The 16,614-nt window shown below is 68.6% G+C and carries 15 protein-coding genes; 9 read left to right on the top strand and 6 right to left on the bottom strand.

Annotated features, from left to right (window positions below; translation table 11 throughout):
* Positions 1-52 precede the first annotated feature (52 nt).
* Complete coding sequence (locus tag WKC72_RS38355; protein ID WP_370181373.1) at positions 53-466, top strand: hypothetical protein; 414 nt, start codon at positions 53-55, stop codon at positions 464-466.
* The gene (locus WKC72_RS38350) at positions 463-990 is read left to right on the top strand and encodes a DUF3558 domain-containing protein (RefSeq protein WP_370181372.1); all 528 of its coding nucleotides are present in this window, start codon (positions 463-465) and stop codon (positions 988-990) included. Before WKC72_RS38355 ends, WKC72_RS38350 begins: the two co-directional genes overlap by 4 nt.
* 75 nt (positions 991-1,065) lie before the next feature.
* Here the strand turns inward: WKC72_RS38350 and WKC72_RS38345 are convergent, their stop codons facing one another.
* The 3 genes from WKC72_RS38345 to WKC72_RS38335 are packed head-to-tail and all read right to left on the bottom strand — an operon-like array spanning position 1,066 to position 3,819.
* Complete coding sequence (locus WKC72_RS38345; protein ID WP_370181371.1) at positions 1,066-1,959, bottom strand: metal ABC transporter permease; 894 nt, start codon at positions 1,957-1,959, stop codon at positions 1,066-1,068.
* Complete coding sequence (locus tag WKC72_RS38340) at positions 1,956-2,834, bottom strand: metal ABC transporter ATP-binding protein (RefSeq protein ID WP_037242206.1); 879 nt, start codon at positions 2,832-2,834, stop codon at positions 1,956-1,958. Before WKC72_RS38340 ends, WKC72_RS38345 begins: the two co-directional genes overlap by 4 nt.
* A gap of 13 nt (positions 2,835-2,847) precedes the next feature.
* A complete protein-coding gene (locus tag WKC72_RS38335; protein ID WP_268791794.1) occupies positions 2,848-3,819 on the bottom strand; it encodes a metal ABC transporter solute-binding protein, Zn/Mn family in 972 nt (323 codons plus the stop codon).
* A gap of 137 nt (positions 3,820-3,956) precedes the next feature.
* Here WKC72_RS38335 and WKC72_RS38330 point away from each other — a divergent pair, with 137 nt between their 5' ends.
* Positions 3,957-5,045: a substrate-binding domain-containing protein gene (locus WKC72_RS38330; protein ID WP_112301991.1), complete on the top strand. Its 1,089-nt coding sequence runs from the start codon at positions 3,957-3,959 to the stop codon at positions 5,043-5,045.
* A 19-nt stretch (positions 5,046-5,064) separates the two neighbouring features.
* Here WKC72_RS38330 and otsB read toward each other — a convergent pair whose 3' ends face one another.
* The gene (otsB, locus tag WKC72_RS38325) at positions 5,065-7,605 is read right to left on the bottom strand and encodes a trehalose-phosphatase (protein ID WP_037242198.1); all 2,541 of its coding nucleotides are present in this window, start codon (positions 7,603-7,605) and stop codon (positions 5,065-5,067) included.
* Between the two features lie 68 nt (positions 7,606-7,673).
* Positions 7,674-8,312 (bottom strand): cholesterol catabolism transcriptional regulator KstR, encoded by a 639-nt coding sequence (gene kstR / locus WKC72_RS38320; RefSeq protein WP_005566090.1) that lies wholly within the window; start codon positions 8,310-8,312, stop codon positions 7,674-7,676.
* A gap of 94 nt (positions 8,313-8,406) precedes the next feature.
* On the opposite strand from kstR, the gene WKC72_RS38315 reads away from it, so the two are divergent.
* The 6 genes from WKC72_RS38315 (at position 8,407) to WKC72_RS38290 (ending at position 15,440) form a co-directional block, all read left to right on the top strand.
* Positions 8,407-10,572, top strand: a complete 2,166-nt coding sequence (locus WKC72_RS38315) for an acyl-CoA dehydrogenase (RefSeq protein WP_370181370.1) — start codon at positions 8,407-8,409, stop codon at positions 10,570-10,572.
* A gap of 81 nt (positions 10,573-10,653) precedes the next feature.
* Positions 10,654-11,694 carry an acyl-CoA dehydrogenase family protein gene (locus WKC72_RS38310; protein WP_268791791.1) on the top strand — a complete coding sequence of 347 codons (1,041 nt, stop codon included), beginning with the start codon at positions 10,654-10,656 and terminating at the stop codon, positions 11,692-11,694.
* Positions 11,679-12,830, top strand: a complete 1,152-nt coding sequence (locus WKC72_RS38305) for an acyl-CoA dehydrogenase family protein (protein WP_037242192.1) — start codon at positions 11,679-11,681, stop codon at positions 12,828-12,830. Before WKC72_RS38310 ends, WKC72_RS38305 begins: the two co-directional genes overlap by 16 nt.
* 14 nt (positions 12,831-12,844) lie before the next feature.
* On the top strand, positions 12,845-13,855 hold the full coding sequence (locus WKC72_RS38300; protein WP_370181369.1) for a bifunctional MaoC family dehydratase N-terminal/OB-fold nucleic acid binding domain-containing protein: 1,011 nt from the start codon (positions 12,845-12,847) through the stop codon (positions 13,853-13,855).
* A complete protein-coding gene (locus WKC72_RS38295; RefSeq protein ID WP_112301986.1) occupies positions 13,852-14,274 on the top strand; it encodes a MaoC family dehydratase in 423 nt (140 codons plus the stop codon). Before WKC72_RS38300 ends, WKC72_RS38295 begins: the two co-directional genes overlap by 4 nt.
* Positions 14,271-15,440, top strand: coding sequence for a lipid-transfer protein (locus tag WKC72_RS38290; protein WP_370181368.1), 1,170 nt, complete (start codon positions 14,271-14,273; stop codon positions 15,438-15,440). Before WKC72_RS38295 ends, WKC72_RS38290 begins: the two co-directional genes overlap by 4 nt.
* Here WKC72_RS38290 and WKC72_RS38285 read toward each other — a convergent pair.
* Positions 15,412-16,521, bottom strand: coding sequence for a flavin-containing monooxygenase (locus tag WKC72_RS38285; RefSeq protein ID WP_370181367.1), 1,110 nt, complete (start codon positions 16,519-16,521; stop codon positions 15,412-15,414). The two genes, WKC72_RS38290 and WKC72_RS38285, sit on opposite strands and share 29 nt — an antisense overlap.
* Positions 16,522-16,614 lie beyond the last annotated feature (93 nt).

Genomic DNA, 16,614 nt, shown 5'->3' with positions numbered 1-16,614 from the left:
CCGGCGATTGCACAGGTGGGGACACAGCACGACACACGGAGGGGACACCGACATGGCGGGGCCAGAAGCACCGGAAGCCGGATGGAAGGCTTTCACCGAGAACATCACCGGGGGAGGCAGGCTCGAACTCGACCCCGCAGGCATAGAGCAGTGCATCAAGCTGTGCCAGGAGCATGCGGAGTTGATGGGCGACTTGGCAGACAACGCTCGTCAGAAACTTCGTGCGGCTGATCTGGGAATTGGAGAGCGGGACATCGACTCGGCGAAGCAACTGGCACGCAAATTCGACGAGAAGGCCATCGGAGGTGGCGCCATCGAGTTCGCGAATACGGCGGTGGGTCTATTCGGTGCGCATCAAACGTATGCGAAGGACATGAAGTCGATGTTCGAGGCGGTCCTCGCGCGATACAACGAGCAGGATGCGGCCATCGCGTCGAGTCTGGGGTCGGTCGGAGGGAACTTGTGAGGCGCCGGTCCGGCGGAATCGCCTTCGTCACCGGCCTAATGGGTATTGGCGCAATTGCCGGCTGTTCAACTCCGGTGGATGGCGCAGCTGCGCAGCAACCGGCGAAGGCGATCGCGTTCCACCCCTGCGACGGTCTTACCCAGGAGGCACTCCACGCGGCGCAGATCGACGTGCGCGCAGGATCGCGGCTTTCGGATGAGCCGGCGAATCGTTCATGCTCATTTCGATCGCGCAATCCTGACTACGGCGTTGTCATTTCCGCGCTTGCTGAAACCGTTAGCAGCGTCGAGTCGAGCGACCGCTTCAACGTCTTGAGTGAGACCGAGATCGGCGGACGGGCTGCTCTGGTCTCGGATTTCCGCGGCGGGAGTGCGTGCACGGTGTCGGTGGCGATCGAGCCGGGGATTCTCGAGTTCATGATCGGGTACAGCGAGCTGGAGGATTTCACGACAGTCGACGCGGCGTGCGATCAGGCGACGAAGGTGGCGACGACGTTGGCGCCTTATTTCCCCGACCACTTGTAGGCAGGACTTGTACTGAGCCTCCACTCTTCGGCGTGTGAGGGCCGGTTCGGCCGTCGGATCGCGGAGAGTGGCGGCTCAGTGCGTGTGTGCGTGGGTGGGGGCGATGCGTCCCGCGTTCTTGCGTCGTGAGGAGCCGCTGAGCCGGCATACGAGGTAGATGACGAACGAGATCGTGGTGACGAAGCTCGACACCGGCACACCGGGTGCGAGGGACAGCAGGATGCCGCCGACGGCGGCGAGTTCGGCGAACACGATCGACAGGATCGTGGCCTTCAGTGGGCTGGCGGTGACGTAGGCGGCGGCCGCGGCGGGGGTGATGAGCAGCGCCATCACCAGCAGCGCCCCGACGATCTGGACGCCGAGGGCGGCCGTGATGCCGACGAGCACGGCGAACACGATCGACAGCGCACGCACCGGGACGCCGCGGGCCTCGGCGACGTCGGGGTCGGTGCTGGCGAAGAGGAGGGGTCGGTAGATGAGGCCGAGGACTCCGATGACCAGCACGGCGCAGAGCAGCAGCAGTTGCAGGCCGCTGTCTCCCGGCGCGACGATCTGGCCGATCAGCAGCGAGAAGCTGGTGCCGGTGCGCCCTTGGTACGACCAGATGAACAGCACCGACAGGCCGAGCCCGAACGCCATGATGACGCCGATGACCGAGTCGCGGTCGCGGGCCTTCGCGCCGAGCAGTCCGAACAGGACCGCCGCGACCACCGACCCGGCGATGGCTCCGGCCCCGACGCTGACTCCGATGAGCAGGGCCGCCGACGCGCCGGTCAGCGACAGCTCGCTCGTGCCGTGCACTGCGAACGACATCTGCCTGCTCACGATGAGCGGGCCGATTGCGCCTGCCAGCAGGCCGAGGATGGCGCCGGCGATCAGTGCCTGCTGGACGAAGTCGTAGTGCAGGAGGTCGACGGTGGCCGAGACGTCGAACATGCGTGACATCGCGTCGGTGAATTTGTTGCTCATGCGTGTCCCTCGTCCGTGTGGTGCACGCCCTCACCGGGGCGGAGGCCGCCCGCGCTGCCGAGCGCGTCGATGGCGTCGCCGGTGCCGATCACGACGAGGCGGCCGCGGACGTGCAGCACCTCGACGTCGGTGCGGTACAGCTCGGACAGCACCTCCGACGTCATGACTTCTTCCGGTTTGCCGATGCGGAACTGTCCGTCGACGAGGTAAAGCACGCGGTCGACGAGGGGGAGGATCGGGTTGATCTCGTGGGTGACGAACAGCACGGCGGTGTCGTGGGTGCGGCGCCGCCGGTCGATGAGTCCCGACACGAGATTCTGGTTGGCCAGGTCGAGGCTGAGCAGCGGTTCGTCGCACAACAGGATCTGCGGGTTGCCGACGAGGGCCTGCGCGATACGCAGTCGTTGCTGCTCACCGCCGGACATGGAACCGATCGGTGCGTCCGCGTAGTTCTGGGCGCCGACTTCGGCGATTGCCGCGTCGACGATCGCACGGCGCCGGCCGCGCCGGAGGAGACCGGTTCCCCACTGGTGGCCGTCGACTCCGAGGCCGACGAGGTCGCGGCCCCGCAGCGGCAGCCCGTCGTCGAGCGACTTTTGCTGGGGGATGTACCCGACGTGCGAATTGCCCTTCCGTGCCGGTGATCCGGCGATGCGCGCGGTGCCGGAACTGAGGGCGAGCTGGCCGAGCAGCACCTTCAGCAGCGACGTCTTGCCCGACCCGTTGGGTCCGAGGACGGCGACGAATTCGCCGGGTTCCACGGTGATGTCGAGGTCCTGCCAGAGTGTGCGTTCGCCGAAGGACAGTCGCGCCCCCGTCAGTTCCAGTGCGGGGACGCGACCGTTGCCGTCGTTCTTCGAAGTGGGTTCTGTCACAAGCCGATCAGTTCTATTGCAGAGCCGCGGCGAGCGACTCGGCGGTGTTGGTCTGCCACTGAATGTAGTCCAGGCCTTCGGGCAGGGTTTCGGTCACCTCGACGACGGGGATTCCCGCCGACTCGGCCGTGGCCCGCACGTCCTGGGTGACCCGGTCCTGCGTCTGCACGTTGTAGACGAGGGCCTGCACCTGCTTGCCGGTGAGCAGCTGTCGCGTGGCGGCGATGGCGGCGGGTGCGGGGTCGTTGCCGTTCTCGATGGCGCTCGTGAAGTCGGGCGGGGTGACGTCCTTCAGGCCCGCGGACTGCAGCAGGTAGTAGGCGATCGGTTCGGTCTGGGCGACGGGCGCGTCCTTGTGGGCGGCCGCGATGCCGTCGGTGATCGCGGAGATCTGTTCGAGCTGACCGTGGAAGGTGGCGGCGTTGGCCTTGTAGGCGTCGGCGTTGTCGGGGTCGAGTTGGCCGAGCTTGTCGGCGATGGACTGCGCGGTGGCGTCGACGGTGTCGACGTCGAACCAGACGTGTTCGTTGACGTCGCCGTGGTCGTGGCCCTCGTGCGAGTCACCGCCATCCGAGTCACCGCCGTCCGAGTGCTCGTCCTCGCCGGCGTGCGCGCCGCCCTCGAGGAGGTCGAACGCGTTGACCGTGAGCTGGTCGCTGTTGCCGGTGCCGATGATGTCGTCGACGAAGTGGTCGTACCCGCCGCCGTTGTAGACGATCAGGGAGGCGTCGGTGAGTTTGGCGGCGTCGGTGGGGCTCGCCTCGAACGAGTGCGGGTCGGACGACGGTTCGGTGATGATCGAGGTGACGTCCACCTTGTCGCCGGCGACGGCCTGCGCGACACTGCCCCACACGTTCGTCGACGCGACGACGGTCAGGGTGCCGTCGCCGGTCGTGTCGGAGCCGCACGCGGTGAGGGTGAGGGCCGCGGCGAACGACAGCCCGACGGCCGCCGTGGCGGCACGAAAACCTGAGGAAGCGCGCACAGAAAACTCCTGACCGAGACGAACGCTAAACGCTATTGGAAACCGTTACCGTTGCACTTTAGCGGATAGGTCCTGGTAGTGCACTTTCGGTGCAGCCCCGACGCGCCCGAACGCGGGCCAGGTACTAACGTCCCCCTATGCCCAGGTCTCGACAGCCTCGTCGCCAAGCCACGCTGGCGTCGCTCGCGGCCGAGCTCAATATTTCGCGAACGACGGTGTCCAACGCCTACAACCGGCCGGATCAACTCTCCGCGGAACTTCGCGACCGGGTGCTGCAGGCGGCCAAGCGCCGCGGCTACCCCGGCCCCGACCCGGTTGCCCGATCCCTGCGCACCCGCAAGGCCGGAGCCGTCGGACTACTGCTCACCGAGGCCCTCAGCTACTCCTTCCGCGACCCCGCCGCGATGAGCTTTCTGTCCGGACTGGCCGAGTCGTGCGAGGCCGCCGGGCAGGGCCTGCTCCTGATTCCGGCGGGCCCGGGCCGCGAGGAGGCGGACGCCGCCGCGGTCGTGCAGCAGGCGGGCGTCGACGGGTTCGTCGTGTACTCGGTGGCGGACGACGACCCGTACCTTGCGGCGGTGTGCGAGCGTCACCTGCCGATGGTCGTGTGCGATCAGCCGCGGGAGATCCCGGGGGCGTCGCTCATCGGCATCGACGACCGCGGCGCGATGCGGGGCCTCGCCGACTATCTGATCGGGCTCGGCCACCGCGACATCGGCGTGCTGAGCATGAGGCTGGGGCGCGACCGCTCGGACGGGGTCGCCGACGCCGAGCGCTTGCGGTCGCCGAATTTCCACGTCCAGCGCGAACGCATCGAGGGAGTGCGCGACGCCATGTCCGACGCCGGCCTGGACCCTCGGACGCTCACCGTCGTCGAACGGTTCGAGCACACCGGAAAGGCGGGGCACGCCGCCGCCGCGCAGGCACTCGGCGTGAATCCGCAGATCACCGCGCTCGTGTGCACGACGGACGTCCTCGCGCTCGGCGCGCTGGACTGGGCGCGCTGGCAGGGCATCGACGTGCCCGGCCGGCTGTCGATCACCGGGTTCGACGGCGTCGACGACGCACTGCGTGAGGGCCTGACCACCGTGCGGCAACCCCAGGAAGAGAAGGGTCGCCGGGCAGGCGCCCTGCTCATGTCCCCGTCGCACTCCGGCGTCGCGACCGTCGAGATGCTGGAGACCGAACTGCTGCGCGGTTCGACGGCCGGGCCCGCCAGACGCTGACCCGGCCGCCCCGAACGCCCTAGGCCAGCAGCTGAGCGCAGCGCAGCAGTCCCAGGTGGCTGTACGCCTGGGGGTGGTTGCCCAGCGACCGCTCGGCGACGGGGTCGTACTCCTCGCTGAGAAGCCCCGTCGGCCCGGCGGCGTCGACCAGTTGCGCGAACAACGCCTCCGCCTGTGACCGCTGACCGATCAGCAGGTACGCCTCGACAAGCCAGGCCGCGCAGAGGTGGAACCCGCCCTCGGTGCCGGGCAGTCCGTCGTCGTGGTGGTACCGGTACACGGTCGACCCGCTGCGCAGTTCCGCCTCGGTGGCCGTGACGGTGGCCGCGAACTTCTCGTCCGACGGGTCGATCAGCCCGGACAGTCCGATGAACAGGGTGGCGGCGTCGAGGTCGGTGCCGTCGTAGGCGGCGGTGTACGAGCGGACCTCGTCCTTCCAGCCCTTCTCGCGCACCTCGTCGGCGATCTTGTCGCGCAACGGCGTCCACCCGGGCTCGATGTTCCGCCCGAAGTGTTCGGCGAGCGCCACCGCCCGGTCGATGGTGACCCAGCCCATCACCTTGGAATACACATGGTGACGCGGGTTGTCACGGATCTCCCAGATGCCGTGGTCGGGTTCGAACCAGCGACGTTCGACGGCCTCGACCATGGCGCACACCAGTTCCCAGTCGCGGTCGTTGAGCGCCACCTCGACGCCCTGCTTCTCGCGGGCGTGGGACAGGTCGTGGATGAGTTCGACGATGGGGCCGAACACGTCGAGTTGCACCTGCTGATTGGCCGCGTTGCCGATGCGGACCGGTCGCGAGCCGGCGTACCCGGGCAGCGAATCGATGACGGCCTCGGGCGGCAGACCGCCACCGTGCAGCGTGTAGAGGGGGTGCAGGCGTTCGGGGCCGGGCAGCGTCTCGAGGACGTCGTGCACCCAGTCGAGGTAGCCCTCGGCCTCGCTGAGGGAGCCGAGGCTGACGAGCGCGGACGCGGTGAGCGCTGCGTCGCGCAGCCAGCAGTAGCGGTAGTCCCAGTTGCGGACGCCGCCGATCTCCTCGGGCAGCGAGGTGGTCGCGGCCGCCATGATCGCTCCGGAGTCGACGTGCACCAGGCCGCGGAGGGTGAGCGCGGAGCGCTTCATCAGGTCGGGTTTGAGCGTGGGCAGGGTGAGGCTCTTCGCCCAGTCCGACCAATACGATTCGGCGAGTGCGCGGCGCTCCTCCTCGGGAGTCTCGGAGGGGCCGATTTCCTCGGTGCCGCAGCGCAATTCCAGGACGACGTCGCCACCGGACGGGTCGACGACGGCATGCGCGGTCTGCTGGTTGCCGTCGGACGTGACGTTCCACTGCACGCCGGGGGAGCGCAGCACGATCGGCTCGTTGGTGCCGTGCACGCGCAGTCCCTCGCTGACCGCCTCGAGGATGACCTGGCCCTGCCCGAACTCGGGCCGCGGAGCGAACGTCACGACGGCGGCGGCCTGCCCGCTGATCACCCGGGTCAGGTCGGTGCGGCCCTGGCGGACGTCGTGCGGCAGGTAATCGGTGACGGAGAGGCTGGCCCAGCGTGTCTGCACGGTCATGGTGCTGTCGATGTACCGCTGGCTCAGCGGCAGCGCGCTGCGGTGCGGGCCGACACTGAAGTGGCCGGCCTCCGGTCCGCCGAGCAGATGCGCGAACACGGATGCCGAGTCGGGTTCGGGATGACACAGCCAGGTGAGAGTTGCGTCGGGGGTGACGAGGGCGACGGTCCGCGGACTGGCGAGCATGGTGAGGCGCTCGATCGGCGGCGCATGCGCCCCGGACAGCCAGGTGCGGCGCTCATCGAGCAGGAACGCGAGGGCCGCGGCCACGTCTTCGGTGGTCGACACCCGGAACTCGGCGAGGCTTTCGCCGGGGCCCACCTTCACGCCGAGGTCGGGGCCCTGGAGGCGCGCGAACGCCTTCTCGTCGGTGACGTCGTCGCCGACGAAGACCGCTGCCGTCGCGCCGTCCTGGTGGCGGATCAGGTCGAGCGCATGCCCCTTGTCGGTGGCGACGACGGCCAGTTCGATGACGGACTTGCCCTCGGTGACCTGCACACCCACGCGCTGCCCGGCGTCGGCGCGCACCGCGGCCAGGGCCTGGGCGCCTTCCTCGGCGTCGGCGTTGCGGACGTGGAGGGCGACGCTCGCCGGCTTCGCTTCCACCGACGTGCCGGCGTGCAACGTGGCGATCCGGGTGAGTTCCTCGGTGATCTCACCGAGAAGTTTCTTGGCGTCGGCGTCGATCGCATGGATGAACCCGATGTCGAATTCCGAGCCGTGGCTGCCGACCAGTTGAACCTCGGCGGGCAGCCGCGACAGTGCGGCGAGGTCCTTGAGCGCGCGGCCCGAGATCACGGCCGCCGTCGTTCCGGCGAGGCTGGCCAGGGCGCGGAGCGCGCGCACCGATTCGGCGTGGGGAAACGCCTTCTCGGGGTCGGAGACGATGGGGGCCATCGTGCCGTCGTAATCCGAAGCGACGAGCAGGCGAGGGGTTCGCGCAACCCTCGAGAGGGCACGGCGAAGTTCGATGGGCAGATCATGGGCGCTCACATGTTCAAATCTAGGGGATGTGACGGCTGTGAGCGCGTTCTCGGCCGGGGCTGTGCCCCGATCGCGTCCTACTCGGGTCTGCGGCTTCCGTCACCGAGCAGCAGTTCGACGGTGAGTTCGAGCCGATTCGCGACATCGGTTGCGGACGAGCGGCGTGTGAGCCAGGCCACCAGGTTCGACAGCCAGACGTCCGAGATGACGCGGGCGACGGCCAACTGGTCTTCGGTGGGCTCGGTGTCCGTCATCGCGCGGGCGAACAGACGGTCCATCAGCTTGCCCACCTGATCGACCTCGGCAGCGGCGGAGGCGTCGGCGAACATGAACGCGCGCGTCATGGCCTCGGTCAGCAGTGGGTCGCGCTGCATGGCCCGGGTGATCTGGCTGAGGATCAGCTGCATCCGTTCGAGCGGGTTCCGGCCCGGCGGGTTCTTTCCCCGCGAGTCGATCCGCTCGAACTCGCGGGCGAGCGCGGACACCAGCAGGTGCACCTTGGACGGGAAGTAGCGGTACAGCGTCCCCACGGCGACGTCGGCGCGTTCGGCGACGGCCCGCATCTGCACGGCTTCGTATCCGCCCTTGGAGGCCAGGGCCAGGGTCGCGTCGAGGATCCGCTTGCGCCGTTCCTTCTGCGCGTTGGAACTGAGATCGTCCTCGCCCAGCGTCGCCGCAGCGACCGTCGTGGACCGTGATCGAGAGCTGGTCGTCATTACCTGTTTTCCTTCGCGCCTTGACTCATGGCCAGGTGTCATATTAGAACACGTTCTAGACGAATGTGTCATTCAGGAGAGGCGGATACCCGTTGTGACAATCGCCACCACCGAGGAACAGAGGGCTGCAGCGGGTTCGATCCAGGCTTGGGCGCGGTCCACGGACCCGCTGGTCACAGTACGGCAAGGACCAGCAGATTCGTGGCGTACGTCGTGGCCGTCCTTCGCCTCGCTCGGAATTTTCTCGGTCGCCGTGCCCGACGAGGTCGGTGGGTCGGGAGCGGAGATCGTCGATCTCGCCGCGATGCTCGAACAGGCCGCGACTGAACTCGTCCCGGGTCCTGTTCTCTCGACCGCTCTCGCCGCTCTGATCGTCGGGCGCAGCTCCGGTGCCGCCGCGAAACGGTGGTCCGAGGATCTCGCCGACGGCGCGATGCCGTGCGCGGTGGCTCTCGGCAGCAACTCCCCGGTGAACGCGACCCTCGGGGCCGACGGCGGGCTGACGGTCACCGGCGACGCGGGCTTCGCGATCGGCGGGGACACGGGGGTGTCCGTGCTGCTGCCCGCAGACGCGGGCGAGGGCGTCGTGTGGTGTCTGGTCGACGGCGCATCCGCCGGCCTGGACATCAGGGTCGCCGACACGATCGACAAGAGCCGTCCGCTCGCGCGGGTGCGCTGCGACGACGTGGCGGTCGCGGCCGACCGGGTGGTCACGGGTGTGCGGGAGGGGCTCGTGCTCGACCTCGCCGCGACACTCGCCGCAGCGGAGGCGTCCGGGATCGCGAGCTGGTGTCTGCGAACGGCGGTGGAGTACGCCAAGATTCGCGAGCAGTTCGGCAAACCGATCGGATCGTTCCAGGCGATCAAGCATCTGTGCGCGGAGATGCTGTGCCGCGTCGAACAGTCCGGGGCGGCGGCGTGGGATGCGGCCGTGGCGGCGGAGGACGCGTGGGATGCGGACGGCGGCGAGCTGCCGATCGCGGCCGCGGTCGCGGCGTCGATCACGCTCGACGCCGCCGTCGAGACCGCCAAGGACTGCATCCAGGTGCTCGGCGGGATCGGCTTCACCTGGGAACACGACGCACACTTCTACCTGCGCCGCGCGACGTCGCTGCGACAGCTGCTCGGCGGCTCCGCCCGCTGGCGGGCGCGGGTCACGGAACTGACGCGGGACGGCGCACGCAGACACCTGTCGATCGACCTGACCGGGCTCGACGACGAACGGGCGCAGATCCGCGCCGAGATCGCCGAACTGGTGGCGCGGCCGAAGTCGGAGCGACGCGCGGCCCTCGCGGAATCGGGTTACCTGGCTCCGCACTGGCCCGCGCCCTACGGGCGGGGTGCCCGCGCCGCGGAGCAGATCCTGATCGAGGAGGAGCTGGCGGCCGCTGGGGTCGGAAGACCCGACCTCGTGATCGGCTGGTGGGCCGTGCCGACCATCCTCGAGCACGGCAGCGCCGAGCAGATCGAGCGTTTCGCCACCCCGACGCTGCGCGGCGAGATCATCTGGTGCCAGCTGTTCAGCGAACCCGGCGCCGGCTCCGACCTCGCGGCGCTGCGGACGTCCGCGGAGAAGGTGGACGGCGGGTGGCTGCTGAACGGCCAGAAGGTGTGGACGTCGAGGGCGCAGGAGGCGGACTGGGCGATCTGCCTGGCCCGCACCGACCGGGACGCGCCGAAGCACAAGGGCATCAGCTACTTCCTCGTCGACATGACGAGCCCCGGTATCACCATCTCGCCGCTGCGCGAGATCACCGGCGACGCCCTGTTCAACGAGGTGTATCTCGAGGACGTGTTCGTGCCGGACGAGCTGGTGGTCGGGAATCTCGGCGACGGCTGGAAGCTGGCCCGCACCACGCTGGCGAACGAGCGCGTCGCAATGGGCGGGGGCTCCTCGCTCGGTGCGGCGATGGAGGAACTGCTCACGCTCGCGGGGGACGGCGACCCGGTGACCGACGACAAGCTCGGGCATCTCATCGGCAACGCGCTGGTCGGCTCGCAGCTCGAACTGCGCACGACCCTCCGGCATCTGGACGGCCAGGACCCCGGACCCGAATCGAGTGTCCGCAAGCTGGTCGGTGTCCACCAGCGGCAGGCGGTCGCGGAGTTCGCGATGGAACTCGGCGGCGCGGACGGCTGGGTGGAGGGTCCGCTGGCGCGGGAGTTCCTCAACACGCGCTGCCTGTCCATTGCGGGCGGAACGACGCAGATCCTGCTGACGGTCGCGGCCGAGCGGATTCTCGGGCTGCCGCGGGGCTGAGCCTGTCGCGATGGTCTTTCGCGAGGTCCGGGATGGTGATACAACTAGAACACGTTCTAAATTGAAAGTGGGATTGTCAGCGTGGACTTCACTCGAGACGAAACCCAGGAGGCCGTGGCCCAGGTCGCGGCCGGACTGCTGGCCCGCGACCTCGACGGCGACGCCCTCTGGGCCGCATTCGCCGACGCCGATCTGCTGACCCTCGCACTGCCGGAACGTCTCGGCGGCGAAGGTCTCTCGGTCACCGACGTCGGTGCGCTGCTCACCGAGGTCGGGCGGGAGGCGGCGCAGGTTCCGGCCCTCGCAACCCTCGGATTCGGTGTGCTGCCCATCGTCGCGCTGGGCGACGACGCACAACAGGACGCCCTGCTCACCGGTCTCGCCGACGGCCGCACGTTCACCGCGGCCCTCGCCGAACCGGGGGCGCAGTTCCCGGCACGGCCCTCGGTGACCGCGGTCGCGGACGGAGACGGCTACTCCGTCACCGGACGCGTGCTCGCGGTGCCGTACGCCGAGCAGGCGTACCGGATCCTCGTGCCCACGGACATCGGAGTGGTGCTGGTGGACCCGGGCGCGGACGGCGTCACGCTCGCGCCGACACCCTCGGCGTCGGGTAGCCCCGAATTCGCGATCACGTTCGCCGGTGCGCGGGGCGAACTGCTCGCGGCCGGCGACGACGCGGTGCAGACGCTGTACCGCATCGCACTGGCGTCCATCGGTGCAGTGGCGGACGGACTGCTCTCGGGGGCAACGGTTCTGGCAGGTGAGCACCTCGCCACGCGCCACCAGTTCGGCAAACCGCTCGCCACGTTCCAGGCCGTGTCGCAGCAGATCGCCGACGTCTACGTCACGTCCCGCACCCTCCACGTGTCGGCGCTCGCGGCGTCGTGGCGGGTGTCCGAAGGCCTGGACGCCCAGGACGATCTGGACGTGATGGCGTACTGGATCGCCGCCGAAGTGCCTGCCGCCATGCAGGTTCTGCACCACCTGCACGGCGGGATCGGCGTCGACGTCACGTACCCGCTGCACCGCTACTACTCGACCGCCAAAGACCTGGCCCGCCTCGTCGGCGGCGCCTCGTACCGACTCGACCTCGTGGGGGCCCGGTGTTCATCGATCTGACCGACGAGCAGCGTGAGCTGCAAGCGGAACTCCGGCGCTACTTCTCCGGACTGATCTCGCCTGCCGAGGCCGAGGTGATGCGCACCGAGCGGCACGGCAGCACCTACCGCGACGTCATCCGCCGGATGGGCAAGGACGGCTGGCTCGGTGTGGGCTGGCCGGTGGAGTTCGGCGGCCGCGGTTTCGGCGAGATCGAGCAGCAGATCTTCGTCAACGAGGCGACCCGCGCCGACGTGCCGCTGCCCGCGGTCACGTTGCAGACGGTGGGTCCGACGCTGCAGAAGTACGGGACCGAGGAGCAGAAGCGCAAGTTCCTGCCCGCGATCCTGGCCGGGGAGGTGCACTTCGCGATCGGCTACACCGAACCGGAAGCGGGCACCGACCTCGCGGCCCTGCGGACCACGGCCGTGCGCGTCGGCGACGAGTACGTCGTCAACGGGCAGAAGATCTTCACCACCGGCGGTCACGACGCCGACTACCTGTGGCTCGCCGTCCGCACGGGCTCGGCGGATTCGCGTCACCGCGGCATCTCGATCCTGATCATGGACACGAAGGACCCGGGCTACAGCTGGACGCCGATCATCACCTGCGACGGTGCCCATCACGTCAACGCCACCTACTACTCCGACGTCCGGGTTCCCGCGGACATGCTGGTCGGTGAGGAGAATCAGGGCTGGCGACTCATCACCACCCAGCTCAACCACGAACGCGTGATGCTCGGGCCGGCAGGCCGGGTCGGCGGTCTCTACGACCGCATCCGCAACTGGGCCGTCGCGCACGAACTGCTCGACGAGCCGGACGTGCGGCGTACGCTCGGCGAGATCCACGCGACGTACCGCCTCAACGAACTACTCAATTGGCAGGTGGCGTCGAGTGAGGCGGATGCCATCGACATCGCCGACGCGTCCGCGACGAAAGTGTTCGCCACCGAACGTATTCAGCGCATCGGCCGACTCGTCGAGGAGATCGTCGGACGTTACGGCGACCCGTCCGAGCCCGAGACCGCCGACCTCATGAGGTGGCTCGACATGCAGGTGAAGCGCAACCTCGTCATCACGTTCGGCGGCGGCGTCAACGAGGTGATGCGCGAGCTGATCGCGACAGCCGGTCTGAAACTTCCCCGAGTCCCGCGATAGGAGCGCCGCGCGAAATGAGTTCCGAACAGATTCTCGCGGCCGCGGAAGAGGTCCGGTCGGCGGGCCCGAGCGCCCCTCGCCCCGGGCGTGACCCGATCAACCTGCCGATGATCCGCAACTGGGTGGAGGCGATCGGCGACCGGAATCCGATCTACGTCGACGAGGCGGCGGCGCGGGCAGCGGGACACGACGGCATCGTCGCCCCGCCCGCGATGGCGCAGGTGTGGACGATGCAGGGCCTGAACGCCGTTCGGCAACCCGACGACCCGCTCGGGCGCATGACGACCATCCTCGACGAGGCCGGATTCACGTCCGTCGTCGCCACCAACTGCGATCAGATCTACCACCGCTACCTGAAGGTCGGCGAGGAGGTCACCATCACCACGACCCTCGAGGACCTGGTGGGCCCGAAGAAGACGGGCCTCGGTGAGGGATGGTTCTTCACCACCCGCAGCCTGTGGCGGGTCGCGAACGGCGACGGCACCGACGAGGTCGTCGCCGAGATGCTGTTCCGCATCCTGAAGTTCGCGCCCAAACCCGCCGAACCGAAGTCGCAGTCGGCGAACGGTCGGGGCGCGAGCTACGACGACCTCGACCCCACCAAGTTGATGCGGCCCAGCGCCTCACAGGACACCCAGTTCTTCTGGGACGGCGTGGCCGCGCACGAACTGCGGATCCAGCAGCGTGAGGACGGTGCGCTGCAGCACCCGCCGGTGCCCGCACTGTGGAAGGACAAGGCGGAGACGACGGACTACGTCGTCGCATCGGGCCGCGGCACGGTGTTCAGTTACGTCGTCCACCACGCGCCGAAGGTCCCGGGACGCTCGCTGCCGTTCGTGGTGGCGCTGGTCGAACTGGAGGAAGGCGTCCGCATGCTCGGTGAGCTGCGCGGTGTCGACCCCGCCGAGGTGACGGTCGGGATGCCGGTGGAGGCGATCTACCTCGACTTCCCGGGCGACGAAGAGACGGGTGGCACACCGTGGATCCTGTACGCCTGGCAGCGCGGAGAAAAGGAGCAGTCATGACGTCCACTCTCGATGTCGCGGTGGGAACGACGCTTCCGGAATTAACCGTCACCGGCGACCCGACGTTCGTGGTCTCGGCCGCACTCGCGACACGCGACTTCCAGGACGTCCACCACGACCGAGACCTGGCGCAGCAACGCGGGTCGAAGGACATCTTCGTCAACATCCTCACCGACACCGGTCTGGTGCAGCGGTTCGTCACTGACTGGGCGGGACCGAACGCGGTGATCACGTCGATCGCGTTGCGCCTCGGGGTTCCGTGGTACGCCTACGACACCCTCACGCTGAGCGGCACGGTGGCGTCGGTGGTCGACGGCGTCGTCACGCTCGACGTCGTCGGGAAGAACGGTCTCGGCGACCACATCACGTCGAAGGTGACCCTCGTCCTGGACGGACGCACGAACGGAGCGGGTGCATGAGCGGGCTGTCGGGCAAGGCTGTCATCGCCGGTATCGGTGCCACCGACTTCTCGAAGAACTCGGGCCGCAGCGAATTACGGCTGGCGGCGGAGGCGGTCACGGCGGCGCTCGACGACGCCGGGCTGACCCCCGCGGACGTCGACGGCCTGACGTCCTTCACGATGGACACCAACACCGAAGCGGCCGTGGCCCGTGCGGTCGGCATTCCGGACCTGAAGTTCTTCAGCCGCATCCACTACGGCGGAGGTGCGGCGTGCGCGACGGTGCAGCAGGCGGCGATGGCCGTGGCCACCGGTGTCGCCGACGTGGTGGTGGCGTACCGGGCGTTCAACGAGCGGTCGGGAATGCGGTTCGGGCAGGTGAACTCCGGTCTGGTGCAGCAGGTGAACTCGTCGGGTACCGACAACGCGTTCTCCTACCCGCACGGCCTGTCGACACCGGCGGCGTTCGTCGCGATGGTCGCACAGCGGTACATGCACGAGTACGGCGCTACGAGTGAGGATTTCGGACGGGTCGCGGTCACCGACCGCAAGCATGCCGCCACCAATCCGAACGCCTTCTTCTACGGCAAACCGATCACCCTCGAAGACCACCAGAACTCCCGGTTCATCGCCGAACCCCTGCACCTGCTCGACTGCTGCCAGGAATCCGACGGCGGCATCGCGATCGTGGTCACGTCACCGGAGCGGGCGAAGGATCTGAAGCAGAAACCGGCCGTGATCGCCGCGGCGGCTCAGGGGAGCGGCAGCGACCAGTACATCATGACCAGCTACTACCGTCCGGAGCTCGCGGGACTGCCCGAGATGGAGCTGGTCGGCAGGCAGCTGTGGGATCAGGCCGGGCTCGGACCGCAGGACATGGATCTGGCCGTCCTCTACGACCACTTCACACCATACGTATTGATGCAGCTCGAAGAGCTCGGCTTCTGCGGCCGCGGTGAGGCCAAGGACTTCATCGCCGACGGCGCCATCGACCTCGACGGCAGTCTGCCGCTCAACACCCACGGAGGCCAGCTCGGCGAGGCCTACATCCACGGGATGAACGGCATCGCCGAGGGCGTGCGTCAGATCCGCGGCACGTCCGTGAACCAGGTCTCCGGTGTGCAGAACGTCCTCGTCACCGCCGGGACCGGTGTGCCTACGTCAGGGTTGGTGCTGACGGCCTGAGCCCGGCCCGAGTCTGTCTGCGCGCAATGTGTTTCGCGACGTATTGGGCATCCCTGCCTACCCCGCCGGTGAGCATCGACGCGAATGCCTGCAGGAACGGCAGCCCCACGAAATACAGTCCCGGATGGCCCGGCGAGACTCCGCGGGACTGCTCGGGCCACCCGTCGGATCCGGTGACCGGGATCTGGATCCACGACGTGTCCTTGCGGAACCCGGTGCACCAGATGACGTTGCGGACGTCGAGTGCGGTGCCGTCGTCGAGGACCGGTCTGCCGTCGTGGACGTCGGTGACCTTCGCGGGGAAGTGCTCCACCCCGGCGGCGGCCAGGTCGGCTCGCTTGACCCGCAGGAGTGGTCCGCCACCCGAGCGGACGTGGGTGCGCATCTTCCGGCCGACGGGTGTGCGTTCCGTCAGAACGTGATTGGCCATGAACCACATGATCGGGATCGCGATGTGGGCGAGGCGCCCCTCGAGGTCGAACGGCACCTCCCCGCGGACGGGCCCGCAGATCGTGGTGCGATGCGAATGGGAGACTTCCAGCGCGATGTCCGCGCCGGAGTGGCTGCACCCGACCACCAGCACCGGCCCGTCCTGCAGCTGGGACGGATTGCGGTAGTCGCTCGAATGCAGTTGCCGGATCCGGGGGTCGAGGCGCTCGGCGAGATCCGGGAGGACCGGGGACTGCCACGTTCCGGACGCGACGACGACGTTGTCGGCCTCGAATCGGTCCGTCCCGGCCGTGACGACGTACTGGTCGCCGACACGGGACAGGCCGTCGACGGTGGTGCCGGTCCGGATCGGTAGCGCGAATCGCTCCGCGTAGGCCTCGAAGTAGTCGGCGACCTCGTCCTTCCCGGGCCAGGACCAACCCCGGGCGGGAATTCCCCAGCCGGGCAGACCGTCGTACCGGGCGGGACTGTAGAGCCGGAGCGAGTCGAACCGCTCCCGCCACACATCTCCGACGCGGTCGTGGGCGTCGAGGATCACGAAGCGCTGCCCACATCGTGTGAGGTGGTATCCGGTGGCGAGGCCGGCCTGTCCGGCGCCGATCACGATCGTGTCGAAGCGTTCTGTGGACATCGTCTGCCTTCTTCCCTCGGGTGATCGGTGGTCATGCTCAACGCTATGACCGGGCCGAACTCGGCGCGTCGGGAGAAAGGCGCAGATACGTAC

Origin of the sequence: Rhodococcus wratislaviensis, from assembly GCF_041228765.1 — a bacterium.
In the GTDB taxonomy this organism is placed as follows: Bacteria; Actinomycetota; Actinomycetes; order Mycobacteriales; family Mycobacteriaceae; genus Rhodococcus_F; species Rhodococcus_F wratislaviensis.
This window is presented reverse-complemented; position numbering and strand designations above follow the sequence as displayed.

Excerpts from the sequence above, each read along its gene's own strand:
- WKC72_RS38300 (WP_370181369.1), top strand. The coding sequence starts at position 12,845 with ATGAGTTCCGAACAGATTCTCGCGGCCGCGGAAGAGGTCCGGTCGGCG.
- WKC72_RS38330 (WP_112301991.1), top strand. The coding sequence starts at position 3,957 with ATGCCCAGGTCTCGACAGCCTCGTCGCCAAGCCACGCTGGCGTCGCTC.
- WKC72_RS38285 (WP_370181367.1), bottom strand. The coding sequence starts at position 16,521 with ATGTCCACAGAACGCTTCGACACGATCGTGATCGGCGCCGGACAGGCC.
- WKC72_RS38355 (WP_370181373.1), top strand. The coding sequence starts at position 53 with ATGGCGGGGCCAGAAGCACCGGAAGCCGGATGGAAGGCTTTCACCGAG.
- WKC72_RS38290 (WP_370181368.1), top strand. The coding sequence starts at position 14,271 with ATGAGCGGGCTGTCGGGCAAGGCTGTCATCGCCGGTATCGGTGCCACC.
- WKC72_RS38345 (WP_370181371.1), bottom strand. The coding sequence starts at position 1,959 with ATGAGCAACAAATTCACCGACGCGATGTCACGCATGTTCGACGTCTCG.
- WKC72_RS38295 (WP_112301986.1), top strand. The coding sequence starts at position 13,852 with ATGACGTCCACTCTCGATGTCGCGGTGGGAACGACGCTTCCGGAATTA.
- kstR (WP_005566090.1), bottom strand. The coding sequence starts at position 8,312 with ATGACGACCAGCTCTCGATCACGGTCCACGACGGTCGCTGCGGCGACG.